Annotated in this window: 17 protein-coding genes; 14 read left to right on the plus strand and 3 right to left on the minus strand. The window is 47.8% G+C overall.

Annotated features, from left to right (window positions below):
• The first annotated feature begins 118 nt into the window (after positions 1-118).
• Positions 119-970: an ATP-binding cassette domain-containing protein gene (locus tag DFP97_RS05895; RefSeq protein ID WP_114379055.1), complete on the plus strand. Its 852-nt coding sequence runs from the start codon at positions 119-121 to the stop codon at positions 968-970.
• Positions 960-2690, plus strand: coding sequence for an ATP-binding cassette domain-containing protein (locus tag DFP97_RS05900; protein WP_114379056.1), 1731 nt, complete (start codon positions 960-962; stop codon positions 2688-2690). The genes DFP97_RS05895 and DFP97_RS05900 overlap by 11 nt, the downstream gene beginning before the upstream one ends.
• Here the strand turns inward: DFP97_RS05900 and DFP97_RS05905 are convergent.
• Positions 2631-3263: an HAD family hydrolase gene (locus DFP97_RS05905; RefSeq protein WP_114379057.1), complete on the minus strand. Its 633-nt coding sequence runs from the start codon at positions 3261-3263 to the stop codon at positions 2631-2633. The two genes, DFP97_RS05900 and DFP97_RS05905, sit on opposite strands and share 60 nt — an antisense overlap.
• Positions 3260-4471 carry an MFS transporter gene (locus DFP97_RS05910; protein ID WP_114379058.1) on the minus strand — a complete coding sequence of 404 codons (1212 nt, stop codon included), beginning with the start codon at positions 4469-4471 and terminating at the stop codon, positions 3260-3262. Before DFP97_RS05910 ends, DFP97_RS05905 begins: the two co-directional genes overlap by 4 nt.
• A gap of 166 nt (positions 4472-4637) precedes the next feature.
• On the opposite strand from DFP97_RS05910, the gene lepB reads away from it, so the two are divergent.
• The 10 genes from lepB to DFP97_RS05960 all read left to right on the plus strand — a co-directional run bounded on the left by lepB (position 4638) and on the right by DFP97_RS05960 (position 14897).
• Entirely contained in the window at positions 4638-5180 is a 543-nt protein-coding gene (gene lepB / locus DFP97_RS05915; protein WP_114379059.1) for a signal peptidase I, read from the plus strand.
• Positions 5181-5199: 19 nt separating this feature from the next.
• Complete coding sequence (locus DFP97_RS05920) at positions 5200-6123, plus strand: DUF4184 family protein (RefSeq protein WP_114379060.1); 924 nt, start codon at positions 5200-5202, stop codon at positions 6121-6123.
• Between the two features lie 173 nt (positions 6124-6296).
• Positions 6297-7775 carry a sensor histidine kinase gene (locus DFP97_RS05925; protein WP_147275020.1) on the plus strand — a complete coding sequence of 493 codons (1479 nt, stop codon included), beginning with the start codon at positions 6297-6299 and terminating at the stop codon, positions 7773-7775.
• On the plus strand, positions 7753-8442 hold the full coding sequence (locus DFP97_RS05930; RefSeq protein WP_114379062.1) for a response regulator transcription factor: 690 nt from the start codon (positions 7753-7755) through the stop codon (positions 8440-8442). The genes DFP97_RS05925 and DFP97_RS05930 overlap by 23 nt, the downstream gene beginning before the upstream one ends.
• Before the next feature lie 24 nt (positions 8443-8466).
• Positions 8467-11490, plus strand: a complete 3024-nt coding sequence (locus DFP97_RS05935; protein ID WP_114379063.1) for an efflux RND transporter permease subunit — start codon at positions 8467-8469, stop codon at positions 11488-11490.
• 236 nt (positions 11491-11726) lie between these two features.
• Positions 11727-12257 (plus strand): hypothetical protein, encoded by a 531-nt coding sequence (locus tag DFP97_RS05940; RefSeq protein WP_114379064.1) that lies wholly within the window; start codon positions 11727-11729, stop codon positions 12255-12257.
• Between the two features lie 97 nt (positions 12258-12354).
• On the plus strand, positions 12355-12696 hold the full coding sequence (locus DFP97_RS05945) for a DUF3889 domain-containing protein (RefSeq protein WP_114379065.1): 342 nt from the start codon (positions 12355-12357) through the stop codon (positions 12694-12696).
• A gap of 79 nt (positions 12697-12775) precedes the next feature.
• The gene (locus DFP97_RS05950; protein WP_114379066.1) at positions 12776-13087 is read left to right on the plus strand and encodes a YbjQ family protein; all 312 of its coding nucleotides are present in this window, start codon (positions 12776-12778) and stop codon (positions 13085-13087) included.
• A gap of 183 nt (positions 13088-13270) precedes the next feature.
• Positions 13271-13582, plus strand: a complete 312-nt coding sequence (locus tag DFP97_RS05955) for a rhodanese-like domain-containing protein (protein ID WP_114379254.1) — start codon at positions 13271-13273, stop codon at positions 13580-13582.
• 91 nt (positions 13583-13673) lie between these two features.
• The gene (locus DFP97_RS05960) at positions 13674-14897 is read left to right on the plus strand and encodes an MFS transporter (protein ID WP_114379067.1); all 1224 of its coding nucleotides are present in this window, start codon (positions 13674-13676) and stop codon (positions 14895-14897) included.
• 3 nt (positions 14898-14900) lie between these two features.
• Here DFP97_RS05960 and DFP97_RS05965 read toward each other — a convergent pair whose 3' ends face one another.
• Complete coding sequence (locus DFP97_RS05965; RefSeq protein WP_245975930.1) at positions 14901-15569, minus strand: SIMPL domain-containing protein; 669 nt, start codon at positions 15567-15569, stop codon at positions 14901-14903.
• A gap of 222 nt (positions 15570-15791) precedes the next feature.
• On the opposite strand from DFP97_RS05965, the gene DFP97_RS05970 reads away from it, so the two are divergent.
• Both DFP97_RS05970 and DFP97_RS05975 read left to right on the plus strand, forming a co-directional pair.
• Positions 15792-18062 carry a glycoside hydrolase family 3 protein gene (locus DFP97_RS05970; protein WP_114379068.1) on the plus strand — a complete coding sequence of 757 codons (2271 nt, stop codon included), beginning with the start codon at positions 15792-15794 and terminating at the stop codon, positions 18060-18062.
• 92 nt (positions 18063-18154) lie between these two features.
• Positions 18155-19897, plus strand: a complete 1743-nt coding sequence (locus tag DFP97_RS05975) for a sensor histidine kinase (RefSeq protein WP_245975932.1) — start codon at positions 18155-18157, stop codon at positions 19895-19897.
• The last annotated feature ends 4 nt before the right edge of the window (positions 19898-19901 follow it).

Here is a 19901-nt window from a genome sequence, read left to right on the forward strand (position 1 = left end):
TGAAACGACTCCTTTATGTAGTTGCATATTTAATGTTAACCAATTATATTCAGATAAAGTTAACAAATCGAATTGTAGCATAGCGAATTGTTTTGGGGAAGAGGTTGGGTGATATTTTTTGGAACAGACTTGTCAGATTGAAATCATAGATGCAACAGTTACACCGCCTGTAATGTTCGCTGCACAGAAGCCGCAGCCTATATTAAAGGGTGTAAGCGTTCGAATATACGAAGGGGAATGGATTACGCTGCTCGGTCGAAACGGAAGCGGGAAAAGCACGCTGGCGAAAGTTGTAGCAGGCTTTCGGACAGCCGGCGTTACCGGTAAAATGATTAAACATATTGAATCTGCAGCGAAAGGGAAACCGATTCCGATTGTCATGCAGCAGCCTGAGGCAGCCATGATCGGCGCTACGCCATGGGAGGACGTCGTGCTCATGCTCGAGCAAAACGAAATGGAGGCTTCGCGCATTCCGTTAGGGGCGGAAGAAGCGCTGCGAAAGGTAGGCATGGGTGACCGGATGTTTCAGCCGATTGAAACGTTATCAGGGGGGCAGAAGCAGCTGGTCGCAATAGCGGGCTGTTTAGCCGTACAATCGCCCTTGCTTGTCCTTGATGAGGTGACGGCGATGCTTGATCCCGAAGCGGCTAGCTACGTGCTTGAACAGGTCAGGGTTCTTCAGCAAAACGGCGTGACAGTTATTTGGATTACGCAAAAGCTGGAGGAGCTGCGTCAGGGCGACCGCATCGTAGCGATGAACGACGGTGCGATTGCTTTTGATGGACAAGCGGATGAATGGTTTGACCGATCCTCATATGGCGATCAAGGGAGTGTATGCGAGCAGCTGGGCTTCGAGGCGCCTTATTCAGCCCGAGTGTCGTGGGAGCTTGAACGGCAGGGCGTGAAGCTTCGCCCGTTTCCCTTTACGGCGGAAATGCTGGCAGAGGCGGTGAAACGGTATGAGCGCTGATTGGATGCTGAACGGAGTATCGGTAAGCGCTGATGGAGCTGATAAACGGCTGCTCCTAAATGACGTTAACCTGCATTTCAAGGCTGGACAAATTACGCTGCTTCTGGGGCGAAACGGAGCGGGAAAGTCGACGCTGCTCGAAACGATGGCAGGTATACGGACGCTGCAGGAGGGGACGATCGGGCTCGGAGATGATTCGTTATGGGTAAGCACTGGACATAGAAAAAAGCTTAATCGCGACGTAATGCTCAGATTCGGCATTTCGATGCAGCATGCAGAATCGCAATGGTTTGCTTCGACCGTTCGCGAAGAGCTGCTATATTCGTTGAAGCCTTACCGATTAAAGGGTGAAGAAGCGAATCGGCGAATGGAGTATGCGCTTGCTGAGGCGGGGCTGGCAACGGAGCTGCTTGAAAGAGATCCGTGGACCCTTAGCGGCGGGCAGCAGCGACGGCTTACACTCGCCTGCTTGCTGGCGTGCGAGCCGGAATGGCTGCTGCTGGATGAGCCGACGGCGGGGTTAGACGCCGACGGTGTTCGCCGCCTGTGCGCGGTGCTTGAGGCGCACAGGGCGGCAGGGCGCGGAGCGGTCGTGGCCACGCACGACCTCGACGCGCTGCTGCCGCTCGCGGACGCTGTCGCCGTCGTTAGCGGCGGCACGGTCCGCGAAGCGGCTGCTGCAGCGGCGGTAGCGCATGCTGCAGCAGCGCCGCAGGCGCTATGCGCGCTGGCGGAGCTGCGCGCGGAGGCGGCTTTGCCGCCGCTGGCACCGGCGCGGAGCGGCGGCGGGGCGCCGTGGCCGGAGCCGCGCGAGGTAGCGGCGGTGCTGGCAGCGGAGCTGATGCGACCAGGGCGCGTGCTCGGTGGTGCTGGCGCGGTCGTGAGCGGGAAAGTTGCAGATGCAAAGCTTTTAACTGGAGCTATTGTAGACGACATCGCTAATAAACAGCCCTACACTGGCCCATCGCTTGCCGCAACTGAGCTGCTTCGACCGGATCGTTTCGATCCGCGCGCACTTATCCTCGTTTATTTGGTGCTTGCAGCAAGCATATTTGCGCAGAGGACCTTGCTGGAATTATCATTGGCTGCGATTGTTACTATGATGCTGTTGGTGCCATTTCGAACGCTTATATGGCCATGGGTTCGGGTTATTCGCGCTTATGCGGTTCTTATAGCTATTCTCTGCTTTATAGGGGGTGTAACCTTTACCCCGCTTTCATTTGACTGGACTAAGGCGCTGCCGATTGTACTTCGGCTTGGAAAGCTGCTCCTCATTATGCTGCTTGGGATGCCCATGCTTAAACTAATGACACCGTTTAGATTGCAGCGTTCCATTGAGCAATCATTCGGCTGGTTAAGCCGTATAAATGTTCCCATTCATTCGTTCGCGCTGCTCGTTACGCTCATATTTCGGTTTATACCGCTGTTAACAGGGGAGTGGGAAAGATTTGCGAAGCTTGCTCATGCGAGGGGGAAGGCAGTTACGGCGCTGAGAACGGTGCCGTTCAGCATGCTGCAGTCGGTTATGATTCCATATGTTCGTTCCATTCTTCGTTTGGCGGAGCAAATGGCAGATGCGCTGGAAGCCCGCGGCTTCGGCTACACGAAGCGAAAACCAACTTACGGTTTTCGCCTTCGCTTCGGCCGCTCTGATGCCATCCTATTCATTGCAGCTGCCTTTAGCAGTGTATTGCTCTTCCTTATCGCTTCTGTTCTGTAAGAGTGGGAGCACCTTCGGGATCCATCGCCCATCCTCATCGGCAAGCAGCGTACGCCATCCAAGCGATGCTGCTTGCTTTAAATTTTTGTGCTGATCATCGACAAACAGCACAACGCCGTCTATCGCAAAGTGACTTGCCACACGTCTATAAATATCCGGATGAGGTTTCCGCAAGCCAGTCTCACTGGAAATGGTTATACTTTTCAAATATTTGTTAATGGGATTAACAATCGGTTCAACCCAAGCGGGCAGATGGTTGCTAAGGAGATGAATATCTGCTATTAAGCTCCATTCCACGATCTTCTCTAAAGCAGGCAATGGCTGCAGGCTCCGGTCAATGAACGAACGAGCTTGTTGGACTTGTATATTAGGAGCCTGAACCTTTATCCATGACCAGAACTGCTCCTCTGATAGGCTGCCTGTCCATAACTGCTCGCTAACCTGTCTTTTATAGGCTTCATACAAAGTGTCTTCGGATACAGCGGCTTCTCCCGCTATCAGCTGCCAGAAGAGCGGCGACAAATTAGTCGCAAGCACGCCCCCGATATCGAGCACAAGCTGGGGTCTTGTCATCCGCTCACCTCCCCGGTATGCTTTTCTCCAGTCCGTACATGAACAGCACGCTCTTGCCTTGCCCACGCCCATACGAGAAATGCTGCAGCAGCACCCAGCAATGAACCAAACAGGAAGCCGCTGTTCAAGCCCCAGCTTTCGTTCAACCAGCCCGCTAAGAAAGGTCCTGAGAACATCCCGATCGCATAAAGCGCTTGGTATAGCCCCATAGCCGTTGCTCGTCCAGGGAGGGCTACGTCACGAATCGCTAGCCCCAGCAGAAGGGGCATATGCAGCCCTTGCGCAAAGCCGTTTATCGCTTGCGTTGCAACAAGCATGCCGAACGATTGCGCAAATACCATCGCTAACGTACAAAGTGTGCTTAGAACAAAGCCGGCTCCGATTGTTCCCCAATAACCGAATCGAGGCGTGAACCATCTTGCTGTAAAGAGTGAAGCGAATGCATGAGGAAGCATAAAAGCAAAAACAAGCACCGTTAATCCGATTCCGCCGGCGCCCATCTCTTGCGCCTTAAGCGGTGTAAAGCCAAACATCGTAATAAAGAGCACGCCATGCGCGAGAATCGACAGCAGCGAAACTTGCAGCAGCGTTTTTGTTCGTACGACATTTTTTATCATGGCAAATGACATTCCTGGCTGATCGCGCTGTCCCATACGAGGCTCCTTAAGCAAGAAAGCCAGCAGCAAGCCGATACCCGCTATAATGGCGCCTATGCTGAACGGGGCATTTTGGTTAAACCCTTCGGTCAGCCACCCGCTAAGCAGCATGCCGATCATTTGTCCGGATACTGTCATTACGCTAATATTTCCCATGGCACGTCCAGTCTGACCGGCGCCGAAATAGCCTGCATAGAGCACCGTGAATGCGACCCATGTCGAGGCGCAAACGCCTGCCATCAACCTGCCTGCAAGCGGCCATATCCATAGTCCGGGTATAAGAAACAACAAGCAGCTAATGGCTGCAGTCAGCATGCCCAGCAAAATGAACGGCTTGCGCTTTCCCCATCTATCCGATAATATGCCAAGCGGAAAGCGCACAAACATTTGCACGAATCCGTAGCTACCAAGAACGATGCCGATAAATTGAAGAGACAGCCCCCGGCCACTTAAAAATGGAGATAAAGTAGGGACGTATACGTACATTGAAGTCCAGTATAAAATGGTAATAGTCGTAAAAAGGAGTCTTTGTGAAACAGATATTGAATTCATATAGGCAGCTACCCCTTTCACATTCACTTTATCGCATGGCTACTTCAATTGTCACTATTTAGTTTCCTTGGTAAATGGGAACTTTCCCCACCTAAAGCCGTATAAGCAATGGACTTTTAAATTGCTCAAATTCAAGGCAATCAATTTATTGTAGAGGTGATCATGGATGAAAACAGAAGCACGTCAGACAAACAGATGGGTTCGGGAAATTCGAGAATGGGTCGTATCACTTGCTGTTGCGGTCATCGTTGCGTTGCTCTTCCAGACGTATGTATATGCGCAATCCGAGGTTCAAAACGTTTCGATGCAAAATACACTTGTTGCTGGTCAACGGTTAATCGAGGATAAATGGTCGTATCTTTTTCATGAGCCGCGGCATGGCGATATTGTCATTATTAACGGCCCGGAGAGCGATGTCCGGCTCGTCAAACGAGTTATTGCTCTGCCTGGCGATGTCATCGATATAAATAATGGAGAAGTATTTTTGAATGGAGAACGATTAGAAGAGCCTTATGTTAAAGGACAGACGTTTGAGGGCGTAGTTGAAGTGCCTTTTACACTTGGCGCTGAACAGTTTTTCGTGATGGGAGACAACCGCGAGCATAGCTTAGACAGCCGTGCGCTCGGGCCGATTGCAAAACCGAGCATAGAGGGAAGAGCGGTATTTCGGATTTGGCCGATCCCTAAGTTCGGAACATTGAGCGAATAGAAGGAGCTGAAAGAGAAGCATGCCGTTTACTTTATCGCATCCTTTATATGCCGCCCCGCTGAAAAAAGCAATTCCTTCCTTAAGCGTGACTGGTCTTGTACTTGGTAGTATGGCGCCAGATATTGAATACTTTATTGCGATGCAGCCTCTCCGGACAATTGGTCATTCCTTAGAGGGCTTCTTTTTAATAACGTTACCTACCTGTATCGCTTTTGCTTATGCTTTTCATCGGGTAATTAAGCCTGTTCTACCTCATTTTCTTCCATCTATTGCAGAAATTGACCGGTTTGCCTATCATTCTATTCGCCCGTGGCGTTTAACGACAGGAGCGGAGTGGTTCCTTTTTTGTGTATCGTTATTAATTGGCTTTGCTTCGCATGTGTTTATGGATAATTGGACGCATAGCAGCGGCTGGTTCGTGCAAAGGATTCCGTTTCTTCATAAAATAATTGCTGGCGATTACGTCTATCATATCCTCCAGCTTTCATTATCTGTTCTTGGAGCTGCTGTTCCCGCTCTATATTTCATTTATCGATGGTATGACTGGTATAGGAATAGCAAAAATAACGCATCCGACTGGATGGTTCTTCGACCCTTCAAGCAGCAGTGGCTGCTTCTCATTTTCTTTTCATTGTTGTTTCTTTTCGGCAAATTGATTTTGTCGGGTTCTTTTTTTTCGTTAAGTATTTGGGTTGTCGCACCTATTACAGCTTCAATACTAGGCTTGTACATAGCAACAATGCTGGATTTCACTATGCATTCAAATCAATCAGCGAGAGGCGTATGGTTTACCCTTGCTTTGTTAGGCATTATCGCGATTTATAAGTTATTAACGTACAAGGCGGAATTTTCAGTATGGCTTTGGATTATATTCATTTGGGCATTGTCGATTGTTATACTGCTAAGCTCGATTTATTGCCATCCGAATAAGCAATCGAACTAAAATACACCTTATTAATAATTTATATAGTTAAATAACAGCGACATTAAATTATTTAAGTTATGACTCTCAAACGTAATAATTTTGTAAGAAATGGTTACAAATTCGTTTAGAAATGGTCGTTATGATAAACCATAGATTCAACAATAAAAAGCATCAGCGAGGCGTGAAAGGAATTGTCCATTAGAGTAAAGCTGTACATGTCGTACTTGGCGATGGTGTTCGTACCGATCATATTAATGATTGCGTTTATGCTATTCATTTTTTATGCGGGCGGGAATAAGGATGTGCGCCAATATTTCCACAAGGAAGACAACGAGTCTTACCTACAAGCGCTCGTATTCGGCGAATTGTCTTATGTGCTGCGCAACGATGCAGGGGAGCTGGAGAAAAAGGAATATGTGACAGGGATTCAAGACAAGCTTGGAGAGCTATGGGCTGGATTGGTAATCTCGCGTGATGGGAAGATCACTTCGGTTGCTCCGTTCTTGCGGGAGGTCTCGCCAAATGAGGATTGGCAGAGCCTGCTTGAACAACCGCCGTCAATGGTTACCTTCAATTCATTCCATTTTGAAACCAGCTCGATGGACTTCACGTATCCCGATGGCGGTGAAGGCAGAGCCGTCCTGCTGAGACGAAACGACAGGGTGCCTATTTATTGGCGGCCGGTCAGTACAGCAATCAGCTTGGCGTTTATAGGCTTAACAAGCCTGCTGCTTACTTATTTCGTTTCGCGAAGCATCATTCGTCCAATTCAAACGCTTAAGGCGGCCGCGCTTCAAATCAAGGATGGCGATTTGTCGCATAAGGTCGTAGCTACGACGAAGGGGGAAATCGGTCAGCTTAGCATCGCTTTCGAGGATATGAGGGTGAGGCTGAAGCAATCCATCGACCAAAGCTTACAGTACGAGGAAAACCGGAAAATGCTGCTCTCCCACATTTCACACGATTTGAAAACACCGATTTCAGCAATAAAAGGGTATGTGGAAGGCATTATGGATGGAATCGCCAATACGGAAGAGAAACGCAACCGTTATATGCAAACCATTTACCGCAAGGCGGCGGATATGGATCAGTTAATTGATGAGTTGTTCCTCTTCTCTAAGCTTGATCTGCAAAAGGTCGCTTTTGATTTTAAAACCATTGATATTACACGGTATATGGAGCATTTATTGGACGAGCAGCGGTTCGATTTGGAGAAATCAGGTGTTAGGCTGCATTATAAGCAACTTGACGGTCAGCCTGTTATGATTGCGGCCGATCCGGATAAGCTGAGCCGTGCATTAACGAACATTTTGAACAATTGCGTAAAGTACATGGGTCAGCACACAGACCTCAACGCAAAAGACATTGTCGTATGGATAAGGGAGCTGGAACAGTTTGCTTTAGTTAAGATCGAGGATACAGGACCAGGTATCGACGAGGAAGCGCTCCCGTATATTTTTGATGGTTTCTACCGCGCGGAACAATCCCGTAATTCGGAAACCGGCGGCAGTGGTCTAGGACTTGCTATTGTTAAACAAATCATTGAAGGGCACGGCGGTGACGTTTGGGCGGAGAATACGGAGCAGGGCGGTGCCCGGTTCTGTATCAAGCTTCCTAAAGCGGCATCGGTCAAAACGGTGGGTGATCATGAAGAACATACTAATCATTGAAGACGAGAAAGCCATTGCCGAGCTGGAGCGCGATTATTTGGAAAGTTACGGATTCTCCGTGCACATTGAGAGTCGAGGAGATGTCGGCCTGCAGAAAGCGCTGGAAGGCCAATTCGACCTTATTATTTTGGATGTGATGCTGCCTAAAATGGACGGCTTCGAAATATGTCGTCAGATTAGACAATCGATCAATATCCCCGTGCTAATGGTGACCGCAAAGAAGGAAGACATCGACAAAATCAGAGGGCTGGGCCTCGGAGCCGACGATTACATGACGAAACCATTTAGTCCGAGTGAGCTCGTGGCGCGGGTGAAAGCACATTTAGCCAGATACGAGCGGTTGACAGCGGATAAAGGAGAACGTGGCGACCATATCCGGATCCGCGGCTTGTTTATCGATAAGCCGTCCCGCCGAGTGATGATTCATGAAGAGGAAGCGATGCTTACGGCGAAGGAATATGAGCTTTTGCTGCTGCTCTCCTCACATCCGAATCGGGTTTTTGAGAAGGAAGAGCTGTTCGAGCGTATTTGGGGGCTTGATTCGAATGGCGATGCTGCTACAGTAACGGTACACATTCGGAGGCTGCGGGAGAAGATTGAGCATGACCCTTCTAATCCGCAGTATATCGAGACGATATGGGGCGTTGGTTACCGTTTTAAAGTATAGATAAAAGATGAGGAGTGGACCTATTTGAAAAGCATTATTCGTTTCTCGCTTAACAACAAATTTGCTTTGTGGATTTTGACGCTGTTAGTATTGTTTGCCGGTATGTATTCAGGTCTGAATATGAAAATGGAGACGATTCCGGATATAACCGTCCCGATCGTTAGTGTAACGACGGTATATCCAGGAGCTGCTCCGGAAGAGATTATGGACAAAATTACGAAGCCGATTGAGCAGCGGACCCGCAATTTGAACGGCGTTCAGGTCGTTAGTTCAACGTCTTATGAGAATGCTTCATCGGTCGTTATTGAATATTCGTATGAGACAGATATGGATAAAGCGGCAACGGAAGTGAAAAATGCTCTTTCGGAATTGTCATTTCCTGATGGCGTACAAGATCCGTCGGTATCCCGTATCAGTTTAAATGCGTTTCCGGTTTTGTCGCTAAGCCTGTCTAATGACAGCTTGAATTTAGAACAACTGACAAAGGAAGTACAGGACAATGTGCTGCCGCGTCTGCAAGGGTTGGATGGCGTAGCCAGCATTCAAATATCCGGTCAAAATGTGATGGAAGGCGAGCTCGCATTCAAGCAGGATAATCTGAAGCAGATCGGCCTGACCGAAGATATGGTGAAAGGGATAATCCAAGCATCGGCTTTATCCGTGCCGCTAGGCATTTATGAATTTGGCGATTCCGAGAAAGCCATCGTTGTTGACGGCAATATTGCGACCGAGGATGATTTGAAAAATCTCGTTATCATGCCTGGCGTAAAGCTTAGCGATGTGGCGGATTTAAGTATTGTCGGCAAAGCTGAATCGGTATCCCGCACGAACGGTAAAAACGCGATTGGCTTGAATGTAGTGAAGGCAGCAGATGCGAATACTGTAGATGTCGTTAATCTGGTCAAAGAAGAAACCAAAGAGCTTGAAACAAAGCATGAAGGCTTGACCTTCACCACTACATTCGATCAAGGGAAACCAATCGAAGAATCTGTAAATACGATGCTAAGCAAAGCGATTATTGGCGCCCTGTTCGCTGTCATCATTATTATGATATTCTTGCGCGATATTCGTTCTACTATCATTGCTGTTGTTTCGATTCCGCTGTCCATACTTATTGCGCTTCTTATTTTGAGCCGGATGGACATTACGCTGAACATTATGACGCTCGGTGCGATGACCGTTGCAATCGGGCGGGTTATCGATGATTCGATCGTTGTTATCGAGAATGTGTACCGCCGAATGGCGCTTACGACAGAAAAGCTGAAAGGAAAAGAATTAATTCTCGATGCTACCCGCGAGATGTTTGTTCCGATTTTGGCTTCGACAATCGTAACGATTGCTGTATTTGTACCGCTTGGACTCGTGACCGGCATGGTCGGTGAAATTTTCCTTCCGTTCGCGTTAACGATCGTGTTCGCTCTTCTGGCATCATTGGTCGTTGCCATTACCGTTGTCCCTATGCTGGCTCATATGATGTTCCGTAAGGACATGAAGCCTGGCAAGGCACACCACGATAAGCCAGGACGGATGGCTGAATGGTATAAAGGTGTGCTGCGATGGTCGTTGAACCATAAAATGATTACATTCGGTTTAGCCGTTATCCTGTTGGTCGGAAGCTTATTCCTCTATCCATTTATAGGTTCAAGCTTCCTGGCGAATGATGAAGAGAAAATGATGGTCGTCTCCTATAATCCGGCACCGGGTGAAACGCGTGAACAGGTTGAGCAGATGGCTCTTGAGGCAGAGAAGGCGCTGCTTGACCGTAATGGAATTACCGTCGTCCAATATGCGGTAGGCGGACAAAATATGTTTAGTCCCGGCGCATCCAAGCAGGCGTTGTTTAACCTCACCTATGAAGATGACTTTGAGGATTTCACGGCTGAAAAAGAAAAAATCGTCCCGCTGTTGCAAGAGCTTGGCGGCAAAGGGGAATGGAAAGAACAGAATTTCGGTGGCGGGGGGCTTGGCGGCTCAGGTATATCGATGCTCGTATACGGGACGGATATGAAGTCGCTTCAGCCAGTCGTTGATGAACTAATGACCAAGATGAAAGAAAACAAAGATCTGGACAACATTGATTCCAGCTTGTCTCAAACCTATGATCAATACCGCCTTGTTGCGAATCAAGAGAAACTAAGACAAAACGGACTGACTGCCGGTCAAATTGCGATGGCACTAAGCCCTGTACGCGAGCGGCCTGTACTTACGACGATCGAGAAGGACGGCGAGCAATTCAACGTTTATGTGAAGGTTGAAGAAAAAACGTTCAAAGAAAAAGCCGATCTCGAAAACGTGAAGCTGACTTCCCAGCTTGGCACTGAAGTAGCGCTCAAGGACGTCGTTACGATCGAAGAGGGAGAATCACCTAATACGATTACGAGACGGGATGACCGTATCTATGCAGAAGTGACGGCTGATGTAACGGCATCTGACGTTGGTAAAGTATCCACAAATCTGCAAAAATTGATTGACGAGACCGAGCTTCCAGCCGGCGTTGATGTCGACATGGGCGGAGTGACCGAGCAAATCACTGAGACATTCACGCAGCTCGCACTTGCCATGTTAGCAGCAATAGCAGTGGTGTATCTTGTGCTGGTTATTACATTCGGTGGCGCGCTCACGCCTTTCGCGATTTTATTCTCGCTGCCATTTACAATTATCGGAGCAATGGTAGGATTATTCGTCGCAGGGGAAACGCTTAGCGTAACCGCTATGATCGGTGCCCTTATGCTGATCGGGATCGTGGTCACGAATGCGATCGTGCTCATTGACCGCGTTATCCAGAAGGAGAAAGAAGGCTTATCGGTTCGCGAGTCGCTGCTTGAAGCGGCGGGCACACGACTTCGTCCGATTTTGATGACGGCTATTGCTACAGTTGGAGCTTTGCTCCCGCTTGCATTCGGATTCGAATCCGGCGGTCTCATCTCGAAAGGGATGGCGGTGACGGTAATCGGCGGCTTAACAAGCTCTACGCTGCTTACGCTCATTATCGTACCGATCGTCTACGAATTCCTAAACCGCAAGAAGAAAACTCAGGTTGTTGAATAAGTGATTCAATAGTTAAATAGTTGAAGAAGAAGCTGTCCAAAGGTTCAAATTGACCAGGACAGCTTCTTTTTTCGATTGATTGGTTTTGCACCTATTACTATTGTATATTTAGAGAAGAGTGTGCTCATAAGAATGACTGAACACTGATGTTCAATTGTCCGTTAGCATAGCAGGCAGGACAGGCTCCTGTTTAATACGTTAAACTCTCAAAATTAATAGTGAAACATGGTGATCGTATGGATGAACAATTGGAAAAAGCTAAACAGCTGTTTTTTTCTTATCAAGGCCATTTTTTTCAAATGAACCGTGGAGGCGACTCCGAAGAATACAAGTCCTATTGTGTTGCCAAAGAAGTAGAAGCCGAATGGTACAAAGAAATGATTGATCAGGTCGCGGGCGAATTATCAATTATGAACTGGAATGCGGTATCCCGGATGGAAGCCATAGTTAAATATTATAAGGACAGCATGATTCTTGAAAAGGTTATTTCGTTCGTGTCCCAGCATATTAAGGGGTCTGATAGTATTGTTAAACTTATGTATGCTGAAAAAATAATTGAAATCATCAGATCTCTTAAAAACGTCCTTTCGGACGAGGTGTTGCACAAAGCTTTAAAAGTTACGCTGGGGACACTTGAAGATATTATTTCAAAGCCTTTGGTCATAGACCCGGGACATGAATTAAAGTTATTCGACTTAAAGGACAAGAAATCATTAAATAACAGAGCCAGAAAAAATATAGACGTGCTTCACGAATTGCTTGGGTGACATATATTTTGGAGCATCATAAAATCCTAAGCGAATAGGACGATACTTATTGGGTGACCCTATTACCATCTCAAAAGAGTAGACAGGCGGTGGTAAAATGTTACGTCATATCGTTATGAAGGCTGTATTCGTTCTGCTCAGCCTGGCTCATTCAGAAGTGATCCAGGCAGAAGGTACCGTCCAGTACGCGGAACCCAACTATGCAAAGTGGGGCAAGCTGGCGATGGAGGAAACGTCAAAGGCTTATCGTAATGCTTCCATCGTAGATTACAAATATGAAGGCAGGACGGTTATTTCCGAAGGTGAGGCCGAGGAGCGGTTCGTGCTTTGGATCGTCAAGGATACAAGAGAATTCGGAGTTCGTGTAAGCATAAGGGTCAAGACAGGCACAGATGAGCTCATAAACGTTCGAATGAAAGAGCTTAATCCAAATAATTGAAACAATCTGTGCGTCTGCACCGTAATAGAAGTAAACGACGAAATTATACGCTTCATGATGAAGCGGGAGGAGCTTATCTATGCTAATTACAACAACGCCCACCATTGAAGGCCGTCCAATTCAAGAGTATGCAGGGGTAGTTACCGGTGAGGCTATTATGGGAGCTAACGTGGTTCGCGACTTTTTTGCATCGATTACCGATATCGTTGGCGGACGTTCAGGCGCATACGAGAGTAAGCTAAAGGAAGCGCGCGACATCGCTATTGAAGAGATGAAAAATCAGGCGGCCAGGCTCGGAGCAAATGCAGTGGTTGCTATCGATATCGATTATGAGGTTGTGCGTGAAGGTATGTTAATGGTTGCCGTAAGCGGCACTGCTGTCCGCATCTAGTTTATCCGATTTTTCCGGAAAAGTGAGGGTGCTTCGTTCGTCATGAGCAATGTTTCATGAGAACGAGGTTTGCCTCACTTTTTTGTGTCATTTTATAAGCGCGATGTGGACAAATGCTTTGTCTACGAGATACAATGCATTCAAACGACAAATAAGCGAACAAAGCTTGAAGGGATGGATAAGATGTATCCGGAAATATCTACAACCGAGCTGGAAAGCCAGCTTAAAAATGGGAAATCAATCAATCTTGTCGATGTGCGAGAACCAGACGAATGGCAAGCCGGCCATATTAAAGAGGCACGCAGTATTCCGTTGTCCGAGCTTCAAGAACGAATCGATGAGCTCAAACAGGGAGACCAAGAAATTGTACTGGTATGCCGCAGCGGCGGACGCAGCGGTAAAGCATGCGACTTCCTGTACGCTCAAGGCTATAAAGTTGTTAATGTAACCGGCGGCATGCTCCAATGGCCGGGCGAAGTCGTTTACGGCGATTAAATTCTCTTTTCATTAAAATAATAAGCCCCTGTTTGGGGCTTATTTTAATGTCGATAAACCATGCTCATGACCAATAGAATGGAGGGAAGCGATGATAGGCCTGAGAACAAGACTTAAGGGAAACGCGCGAGGCTGTCTTGCTTACGAGCCACTTTTTCTTATTCCATACAGTATGTACAGTACTTATGCGACGATCTATATGTTTGAACTGGGGATCAGTGAAACGGCGATCGGTTGGATTACGACACTCGGACTTCTCGTGCAGGTGTTCTCTTCTTTTATTAGCGGCTTTCTGACCGATCGGCTGGGACGAAAGCTGGCTCTGTTGTACTTTGATATATTAAGTTGGACAGTAGGAACGCTGCTTTGGGCGATTTCTAATAACATTTGGTTTTTTATTATTGCGGTTGTTGTAAACGGTTTCCAAAAAGTGCCCGCGACAGCGTTCTATTGTTTGCTTGTTGAGGACACAGCGCCAAAGGATCGAACATACGTATTTACGGTGCTCCAGCTTATCGGGATGCTAGGCGGCTTGTTTGCGCCTTTCGGCGGTTTGCTCGTCAGTCATTACGGATTAATTCCAGGTGTCCGAATTATGTATGTGATCGCATGCGTTTGTATGACGCTTCAGTTTGTTGGCCGCCATTTTGCCACCAGGGAGACGGATATAGGGCTTCGAAAAATGAGGGAAACCCGAAATGTCGGGTTTATGACCGGGATGCGCGAGTACAAGGGTGTCATCCGTGACATGGCCGCAAACCGGCGGCTTCTTTTGATTTTCGGTGTTTATATCCTGTTTCAATTTCAATTAACGTTGAAAGGTACATATCTCTCGCTCTTTTTCGTAGATTACATGCAGCTGGACAGCAGGCTAGTGTCCATTTTTCCTGCAGTCACCTCCGTGTTTATGCTGCTCGCCATGTGGCTTTTGATGCCCAGGTTCGGCGATAACCGTCTTCATTCCATCATGATTTGGGGATTCTTGATCTCGCTGGGTTCGAACCTGCTGTTAATTTTTCCGCTTCCAGGCACGATGTTTTGGCTTGTAGCCAGTACGATTCTGGCGGCTGTTGGGACGATTATGACCTATCCATATTTAGAGGCCGCGGTGGCCAATGCAATCGACGACGAGAACCGGGCTGGTGTATTTGCCATTTTGTCGGTCCTGGTTCTGCTAGTCATTTCGCCTTCGGGTATAATCGGGGGATGGGCTTATACATTAGATCCGACGCTGCCATTCCTGCTGATTATCTTATCGTTTGCCGCCAGCATGGCGCTGCTTGCCTTATATAAGAGGGAAGATGCAGCATATTAGGCTTCATTGAATAATTAAATAAGTCACTTGAACTGCTGCATAAACCGTCAACTCCCCGGGTTCGATTGGAGTAACTGCAGTATCGGCAAGGAAGGACGCTTTAAAGGGGATGGGCTCCACAGTACGAGGTAGTTCCTGGACTTTGCTAGGGACTGCGAATATGGAAACTCCTAGTGTATTCGCGATCGTTACGGCTTTTTGCTGAGCGTTCCGAATGGCAAGCGCTAATGCCTGATTTTCGTATCTTTCCCGTTGAAGGATCGAAAACCGAATGGAAGAGACAGTATTGGCACCATGAGAAACAGCGGTATCAACTACAATTCCTGTCTGATCCACTCTATCGATGGTAACTTGCAGAAGATGGGTCACTTGATAGCCCTTAAAGATTTGTTTTCCATCTATATAATCGTATAGGATTTCAATGCGAAAATCGTTCGTTTGTATATGTTCACGGGGGATATTTATTTGGAGCAGGGAATTGATGATGTTCGTTACGGTTTCCGCGTTTTCAGATTGAACCGATTGCAAGACAGACCCTTCGGTTACGGCACCAAGTACGACCAACGCTCTTTCCGGAGCAGCTGCCACTGTTCCTTCGCCTAGCACTTCGATAGTGGGCAAGCATTTATGTTGAATTGGAGAAACCATATTGTAAATGGGATTACCGTACATCGTCGGACTCCTTTCGTATAAAAGAGGTGTAATATACTGTATGGGAAGTTCGGCTTCAAAATTCTTGTTTCTATTACATAACCAAAGCGAAAATATGTCTGAATATTGAAAGTATCTGGTCTGTTTTCTGGTAGTTTGCCGTCTCGATAAGGACTACAATGAACGAGAAAGGGAGTGTGATGATGCCCTTTCTTACAACGTATCCAAGGAGGCAGCAGTTCAATGAGTGAGAAACAGGTAGAAACGATTTCGGAATCGGTTACATATATAAAAAATGAGGGTGGTCCTGCCTTAGGCTATTCGGAATCTTCAGGCGTTAGCATCATCAATGCTGACGGATTTGCTTTTAAGGACCTCAATAAAGACGGGAAGCTGGACAAATACGAGGACTGGCGTTTGTCTCCTGAAGAACGTGCAAAAGATCTGGCCTCTAAGATGTCCATTGAACAAATCGCCGGTCTGATGCTCTACAGCGGACATCAGGCTGTACCGGCTTCGGACGGATTTTTTTCCGCTTCGTATAACGGCAAGCCCTATTCGGAAAGCGGCGCGAAGCCGTACGATCTCTCGGATCAGCAGATCGAGTTTCTGACGAGAGATCATCTGCGGCATGTGCTGCTCACATCCGTCGAAAGTCCAGAGATAGCGGCTCATTGGAACAATAACGTCCAAGCTCTAGCGGAAGGAATCGGTCTTGGCATCCCGGCCAATAACAGCAGTGATCCGCGCCATAGCTCCGATGCTAGCAAAGAATACAATGCAGGTGCGGGAGGCGCAATCTCAATGTGGCCGGAAACACTTGGACTGGCCGCAGCATTTGATCCTGCGCTGGTACAAAAATTCGGCGAGATTGCCGCTAAAGAATACCGGGCGCTTGGCATAGCAACCGCGCTGTCTCCGCAGATCGATATTGCGACTGACCCGCGCTGGGCGCGCTTTGATGGCACATTCGGAGAAGATCCGAAGCTGTCGGCTGACTTAGCTCAAGCCTATATCGACGGGTTTCAGACTTCAACCAAAGAACGGGCGATCGTAGACGGTTGGGGATACGACAGCGTAAATGCGATGGTGAAGCACTGGCCTGGAGGCGGTTCCGGCGAAGGCGGCAGGGACGCCCATTTTGGGTACGGCAAATATGCGGTATATCCGGGTAACAACTTCGAGGAGCATCTGATTCCTTTTCTGGAGGGAGCCTTCCAATTAAAGGGCGGAACGGAGAAGGCTTCTGCCATTATGCCGTACTATACAATTTCTTATAATCAAGATCAGGTAAACGGCGAGAATGTCGGTAACTCCTACAATGCTCACATTATAGGTGACCTTCTTCGCCATAAATACGGTTACGACGGTGTCGTATGTACGGACTGGGCGATAACGGATGACGAGGGTCCTGATATTAGCCGTTTGTTTCCCGGGGGCCGCTCATGGGGAGTTGAGCAAGGCTATACCGTTGCGGAACGTCATTACAAGGCGCTTATGGCCGGAGTCGACCAATTCGGCGGAAATAACGATGCTGGACCGGTTCTTGAGGCGTATCGCATAGGCGTCGCCGAGCACGGCGAAGCCTACATGCGCGGGCGTTTCGAGCAATCGGCCGTACGACTCTTGAAGAACATGTTCCGTGTCGGGTTATTCGAAAACCCGTACTGCGAGGCAGAAGAAACCGCCCGTATTATCGGTCATGCCGATTATATGACTGCAGGCTACGAAGCGCAGCTTAAATCGGTCGTATTATTAAAAAACAAAGGTCAAGTTCTTCCTCTGCAGAAAATGAAAACGGTCTATATCCCGAAAAGACACAGACAGGCGGGAACGAGCTGGTTTGGCTTCCCGACCCCCGCGTATGATGGTTATCCCGTTAGCCTGGATGTGGTCCGGAAGTACTTCAACATCACGGATGACCCCGAAACCGCGGATTTCGCGCTGGTGTTCATAACAGGGGCCGATTCCGGAAGCGGATACAGCAAGGCGGATGCGGAAGCCGGCGGAAATGGCTACGTTCCGATCAGCCTGCAATATGGTCCATATACCGCAGAGCACGCCAGAGAGACGAGCATAGCCGGCGATGAACGAGATGTGTTGAACCGCACCTACAAAGGCAAAACGATATCGGCTGTGAATGTTTCGGACCTGGAGGCGGTGTTGAAGGCAAAAGAAGTCATGAAGGGCAAGCCGGTTATCGTATCCCTTCAACTATCGAAGCCTTCGATCGTGGCTGAGTTTGAAGCGGCGGCCGATGCGATCGTTGCTGCATTCGGCGTTCAGGATCAAGCGGTTTTGGATATTATAACCGGTGAAGCAGAGCCTTCAGCACTGCTGCCTATGCAGATGCCCGCGAATATGAAGACCGTTGAAGAGCAATTCGAAGACGTTCCGCACGATATGGAAGTACATGTCGATTCCGAGGGGAATGCCTACGATTTTGCCTATGGTTTAAACTGGAGCGGTGTTATAAGCGACGGGCGGACCGAACGCTACGGCAATAGAAAATAGACTGAAGCAGACAAGCCGGGGAGCACTCCCCGGCTAATTCGTGGTATAATGCTCTTTACTCATTTGATAGGCAAAAGGGGAGTTAATAGAATTTGAAATTATTCAATCGTTTTGTCTATAATTCGCTTCGTTTTAAGCTTGTCACAGGACTAATGCTCATTATGCTGCCGATGGTTTCCTTTCTGATCTACAACAACTTTTATTCAATGGATGTCGTCCGTAACCAAGTGGCTCAATCCAACAGCAACATGCTAAATCTTTACATGGGATTAATCGATACAACGTTAGTGGATATCGACAATTACCTGCTCAAATTCGCCGCGGAAGAAACCGGCTTATATATCCTCGACCGTCCTCCCGAGGTCGATGTCGACTTGTACAATCTGGAACGTATATGGCTTTTTACGGAGTTAAGAGATAATGCTACTTATTATAAAGCATTGGATTTTTTCTTCGTCTATTCGCCATTGAATAAGGATCTGGTGTTTGCGCCTAAGTCAACGGGCTCCGCTTATTCCGATAATGATTCCATCAAGGATTCAATTACCCATTTCCTGCAAGATGAACAAACGATGAAAAACTATCAGTACGACCGGTGGTCTGTACTTCATGTTAACGAGCAGGCTTATCTTCTCCATACGATTAAAGCAGGCAACTTGTATATTGGTGCAGGAGTTAATGCCGATGATGTCATGGGACCGCTCGATCTTCTCGATCTCGGTACCGAAGGCAGGTCGCTGCTTGTTGAAGGAAGCCATACGCCGCTTCAGGACGAGGCTTTTTTTAAAGAAAATGAAATTGATCTGACTTATACGCCTCATTCGTACCGGCTAACCGGCGTCGATGACAAATATCTGGTGATAGGAGAGAAATCAGGCAAGGGTGATTTCGGTTTAGTCGCGGTGGTTCCCGATCAGAACATATTGGAGAAGCTGCCTTATCTGCAAAGGATCATCCTGCTTCTGGCAACTGGATCCGTCTTGATATTGCTTGTTGCCGTCTATTTCCTGCGTAAGGTGGTACTGCTGCCGATCAACCGGATCGTCGTGGCCATGCGCAAAATCAAAGAGGGCTATTTGGAAGCAAGAATACCGGACAAACCGGCTTCCAACGAGTTCGAGCTGATGAACGGAACGTTTAACAGTATGATAAGCGACATCCAACAATTAAAAATCGACGTTTACGAGGAGCAGCTGATCAACCAGAAGGCGGAGCTTAAGCAGCTGCAGCTGCAGATCAACCCGCACTTTTTTCTGAATAGCTTGAACGTCGTCTATTACTTGGCGCAAGAGAAAAGGTACGAATTGATACAGGAACTGTCCTTCTCCTTGATTCGCTATTTCCGGTTCATGTTTCGCAGCCATACGGATTACGTGCTTCTGCAGGATGAGCTCAGTCATACCGAAAGCTATTTGAAAATCCAGAAGTTTCGATTTCCGGATAGCTTGACATATGCCGTTTCCGTTCAGGATGAACTGCTTGACTGTTACATTCCTCCATTAATGATCCAAAGCTTTACCGAAAATACGATCAAGCACGCGATCAACACGGACGAGGCTACCCATATCGATATTGCGATATGGCGAATCGACATGCTTCCTGAAGGAAGGCTGCATATTCAAATCCGCGACACAGGACATGGCTTTTCCGAAGAGGTGCTGCAGCAGCTTCAACAGGAGATCAACCTTACGAATGAAGTAGGGGAGCATATTGGTATTTGGAACGTACGGCGCAGGCTGCGTTTGTTGTATGGGGATAAGGCGAGCATTGCCTTTTCTAACGATAACGGTGCCGTTGTCGATATGATCATGCCTTTATCGAAAGAAATGAGGTAGAGAA

The organism is Paenibacillus prosopidis, assembly GCF_003337375.1.
GTDB classification, from domain to species: Bacteria; Bacillota; Bacilli; order Paenibacillales; family Paenibacillaceae; genus Pristimantibacillus; species Pristimantibacillus prosopidis.

Bases quoted from the DNA above. Each gene is read 5' to 3' on its own strand.
- DFP97_RS05950 (WP_114379066.1), top strand. From the start codon at position 12,776: ATGCTAATTACAACAACGCCCACCATTGAAGGCCGTCCAATTCAAGAG.
- DFP97_RS05920 (WP_114379060.1), top strand. From the start codon at position 5,200: ATGCCGTTTACTTTATCGCATCCTTTATATGCCGCCCCGCTGAAAAAA.
- DFP97_RS05930 (WP_114379062.1), top strand. From the start codon at position 7,753: ATGAAGAACATACTAATCATTGAAGACGAGAAAGCCATTGCCGAGCTG.
- DFP97_RS05940 (WP_114379064.1), top strand. From the start codon at position 11,727: ATGGATGAACAATTGGAAAAAGCTAAACAGCTGTTTTTTTCTTATCAA.
- DFP97_RS05900 (WP_114379056.1), top strand. From the start codon at position 960: ATGAGCGCTGATTGGATGCTGAACGGAGTATCGGTAAGCGCTGATGGA.
- DFP97_RS05960 (WP_114379067.1), top strand. From the start codon at position 13,674: ATGATAGGCCTGAGAACAAGACTTAAGGGAAACGCGCGAGGCTGTCTT.
- DFP97_RS05965 (WP_245975930.1), bottom strand. From the start codon at position 15,569: ATGTACGGTAATCCCATTTACAATATGGTTTCTCCAATTCAACATAAA.
- DFP97_RS05945 (WP_114379065.1), top strand. From the start codon at position 12,355: ATGTTACGTCATATCGTTATGAAGGCTGTATTCGTTCTGCTCAGCCTG.
- DFP97_RS05905 (WP_114379057.1), bottom strand. From the start codon at position 3,263: ATGACAAGACCCCAGCTTGTGCTCGATATCGGGGGCGTGCTTGCGACT.
- DFP97_RS05970 (WP_114379068.1), top strand. From the start codon at position 15,792: ATGAGTGAGAAACAGGTAGAAACGATTTCGGAATCGGTTACATATATA.
- DFP97_RS05955 (WP_114379254.1), top strand. From the start codon at position 13,271: ATGTATCCGGAAATATCTACAACCGAGCTGGAAAGCCAGCTTAAAAAT.
- lepB (WP_114379059.1), top strand. From the start codon at position 4,638: ATGAAAACAGAAGCACGTCAGACAAACAGATGGGTTCGGGAAATTCGA.
- DFP97_RS05910 (WP_114379058.1), bottom strand. From the start codon at position 4,471: ATGAATTCAATATCTGTTTCACAAAGACTCCTTTTTACGACTATTACC.